The sequence below is a fragment of the Mycobacterium sp. genome, from assembly GCF_035603715.1.
Classification (GTDB): domain Bacteria; phylum Actinomycetota; class Actinomycetes; order Mycobacteriales; family Mycobacteriaceae; genus Mycobacterium.
On sequence record NZ_DATNJW010000627.1, the window covers coordinates 1 to 2,724 of the forward strand.

The 2,724-nt window shown below is 65.8% G+C and carries 4 protein-coding genes; 1 reads left to right on the forward strand and 3 read right to left on the reverse strand.

Translation table 11 applies throughout. From position 1 onward, the window contains the following. Nucleotides 1-920: carotenoid oxygenase family protein (locus VN856_RS25510; RefSeq protein ID WP_325694511.1), on the reverse strand; the 920-nt coding region annotated here is incomplete at its 3' end. 79 nt (nucleotides 921-999) lie between these two features. Between VN856_RS25510 and VN856_RS25515 the strand changes: the two genes are divergently transcribed. Next, complete coding sequence (locus VN856_RS25515) at nucleotides 1,000-1,683, forward strand: TetR/AcrR family transcriptional regulator (RefSeq protein WP_325694513.1); 684 nt, start codon at nucleotides 1,000-1,002, stop codon at nucleotides 1,681-1,683. A 51-nt stretch (nucleotides 1,684-1,734) separates the two neighbouring features. Here VN856_RS25515 and rplL read toward each other — a convergent pair whose 3' ends face one another. Continuing rightward, nucleotides 1,735-2,127, reverse strand: coding sequence for a 50S ribosomal protein L7/L12 (gene rplL, locus VN856_RS25520; RefSeq protein ID WP_325694515.1), 393 nt, complete (start codon nucleotides 2,125-2,127; stop codon nucleotides 1,735-1,737). 30 nt (nucleotides 2,128-2,157) lie between these two features. After that, nucleotides 2,158-2,724, reverse strand: a 567-nt coding sequence (rplJ, locus tag VN856_RS25525) for a 50S ribosomal protein L10 (protein WP_325694517.1), incomplete at its 5' end; no start/stop codon positions are given.

Genomic DNA, 2,724 nt, shown 5'->3' on the forward strand with positions numbered 1-2,724 from the left:
ATCTCGAACCAGCGCACGTCGCTGTTGTTGCCCTCGCGTGGCATCACGCCGATGCGGGCCGGGTATTTCGGATTCCAGGCATACGGCAGCTGGTAGGCCGACTTCTCGTTGCGGCTCATCATCGCCGCGATCGGGCCGGGAACCGGGACCTGTCCGACGACGGCTTGGGCCACCAACTGAGCCGGGTGGCGCATCCACTTGGGCATCTTTTTCGGCAGCACCTGCATCGGGTCGAGGGTCACCGGCAGGTCGTAGAGCACTACATATTTGTCGGTCAATGAGAAGTCATGCATCATCGGCGATCCCGAGACCTCGATGTCGACGGTGCGACGGGCGTGGCCGTTCGTGTCGATGACGGAGTACTGCACGTTTTTGCCGCGTGCGAAGGAGTAGGACACCGCGTGCAGTTCGCCGGTCCGCGGGTCACGATGCGGGTGGGCGGCATAGCCGCCGGTGAGGGTCCCGTCGAAATCGCAGGCACCGACCGTGTCGAGTTCGTCGGTGAGTTCGTAGTTCGCGACGCCGCCCTCGATGAGAGCCAGGGTCTTGCCGGCGTGGGCGAGCACATTGGTGTTGGCGCCCAAGGACTGCATTCCGGCGCGCAGATTGCGGGCGGCGGTCGCCGGCTCGCCGAGAGCCGCGCGCACGCCCGCGCTGCGCACCCAGCGGTTCCGATACCAATCGGCTTTGCCGCCGTGCAGTGCTACGCCGTGCACCATGCCGTCGCCGGTGAACCAGTGATAGGTGGCGGGGTCGACCTCGGCGACGGGATTGGGACCGTTGCGCAGGTAGCGCCCGTCGAGGAAGTCGGGGATGTGACCGGTAACCGCGAGATCGGTCGCGGTGACCTCGGTGCTGACCGGCGCCAGGAAGTCATCGAGATACGGATTCGCTGGTGGGGCGGTGACGGTTGTGTTCACTTCGGCCTCCAAGCTCCTATAACATTGATATGCCACTGTTATACCCATTCGAGGTTCGCTGTGTCAAGATGTTCAGCAAATGAGTCCCCCGAGCCCGAGCACCGAGCGCAACGTGCGTGATGAGTTGCTGCGCGTCGCCGTCGACATCCTCAACCAGGACGGTCCCGACGGGTTACAGACGCGCAAGATCGCCAGCGCGGCGGGGACGTCGACGATGGCGGTCTACACCTATTTCGGCGGGATGCCCGGCTTGATTGCGGCGATTGCCGAGGAGGGGATTCGCCAGTTCGATGCCGCGTTGACGATGGCGCCGACGGCGGACCCGGTCGCGGATCTGATCGCCACCGGGAATGCCTACCGGCGCTATGCGATCGAGCGTCCGCATATGTACCGGCTGATGTTCGGCAGCACCAGCGCGCAGGGCATCAACGCGCCGGCTCTCGACTTGCTGACGTTGGGCGTGGCCGAGATCACCGACCACTACCCCAGCTTCGCGCACGTCGTGGACGGCGTACACCGCTGCATGCTGGCCGGCCGGATCACGGCGGGATCGGCCTCCGATGACGCCACCGTGGTGGCCGTCGCCGCTCAGTTCTGGGCCTCGGTGCACGGCTTCGTGATGCTTGAACTCGCCGGCTTCTACGGCCCACAGGGCAGCGCGTTTGGACCGGTGCTCGGTTGGATGACCGCGAATCTTCTCATCGCGCTTGGCGATTCACCTGAGCGGGTGCGAAAGTCGCAGCAAGCGTCGGTGCAGCGCTAGATACACGAAACCCCCGGAGCCGAGTTGACTCCGGGGGCTTTCGCGAATCGACTACTTGACGGTGACGCTGGCGCCGGCGGCCTCGAGCTTGGCCTTGGCTTCCTCGGCAGCCTCCTTGGGCGCCTTCTCCAGAACCGGCTTGGGCGCGCCGTCGACGAGGTCCTTGGCCTCTTTCAGGCCCAGGCCCGAGACGATCTCACGCACAACCTTGATGACGCCGATCTTCTTGTCACCGGCGGCTTCGAGGATGACGTCGAACTCCGACTGCTCCTCGGCGGCCTCGGCGGGCGCGCCACCGGCGGCGGGGCCGGCTGCAGCCACGGCGACCGGGGCGGCCGCGGTGACCTCGAAGGTCTCTTCGAACTTCTTCACGAACTCCGAGAGCTCCAGCAAGGTGAGTTCCTTGAAGGCGTCGAGCAATTCGTCAGTGGACAGCTTGGACATGGTGTTGGTCCTTCCTAGATGGTTACGGGGTTATTCGGTGGTTTCGGCGGGTGATTCCGCTGGTGTTTCGGTCGGCTCCGCCTCGGCGGCGGGGGCCTCAGCGGCCGGAGCCGCGGCTTCGGGGGCGGCGCCTTCCCCAGGGGCCTCAGCGGCGGGAGCCTCGGCCGCTCTCTTTTCTTGCAGTGCGGCAGCAAGCCTGGCCACCTGCGAGGCGGGCGCGTTGAACAGCCCGGCCGCCTTGGACAGGTTGGCCTTCATCGCTCCGGCCAGCTTGGCCAGCAGGACTTCGCGGGATTCCAGGTCAGCGATGCGCTCGACCTCGGCGACGATCAGCGCGCGACCGTCCATGTAGCCGCCCTTGATGACCAGCGCCTTGTGGTCCTTGGCGAACTTCTTGATCGCCTTGGCGGCGTCAACCGCCTCGCCACTGACGAACGCGATCGCGGTCGGTCCGATGAACAGCTCGTCGAGCCCTTCCACGCCCGCTTCCGATGCGGCCCGCTTGATCAGCGTGTTCTTGGCGACCGAGTACGTCGCCGAACCAGACAGCGACCGGCGCAGTTCGGCCAGGTTGGCGACCGTCAGACCGCGATACTC

Coding starts and splice junctions, on each gene's coding strand:
- VN856_RS25515 (WP_325694513.1), top strand. CDS start 1,000: ATGAGTCCCCCGAGCCCGAGCACCGAGCGCAACGTGCGTGATGAGTTG.
- rplL (WP_325694515.1), bottom strand. CDS start 2,127: ATGTCCAAGCTGTCCACTGACGAATTGCTCGACGCCTTCAAGGAACTC.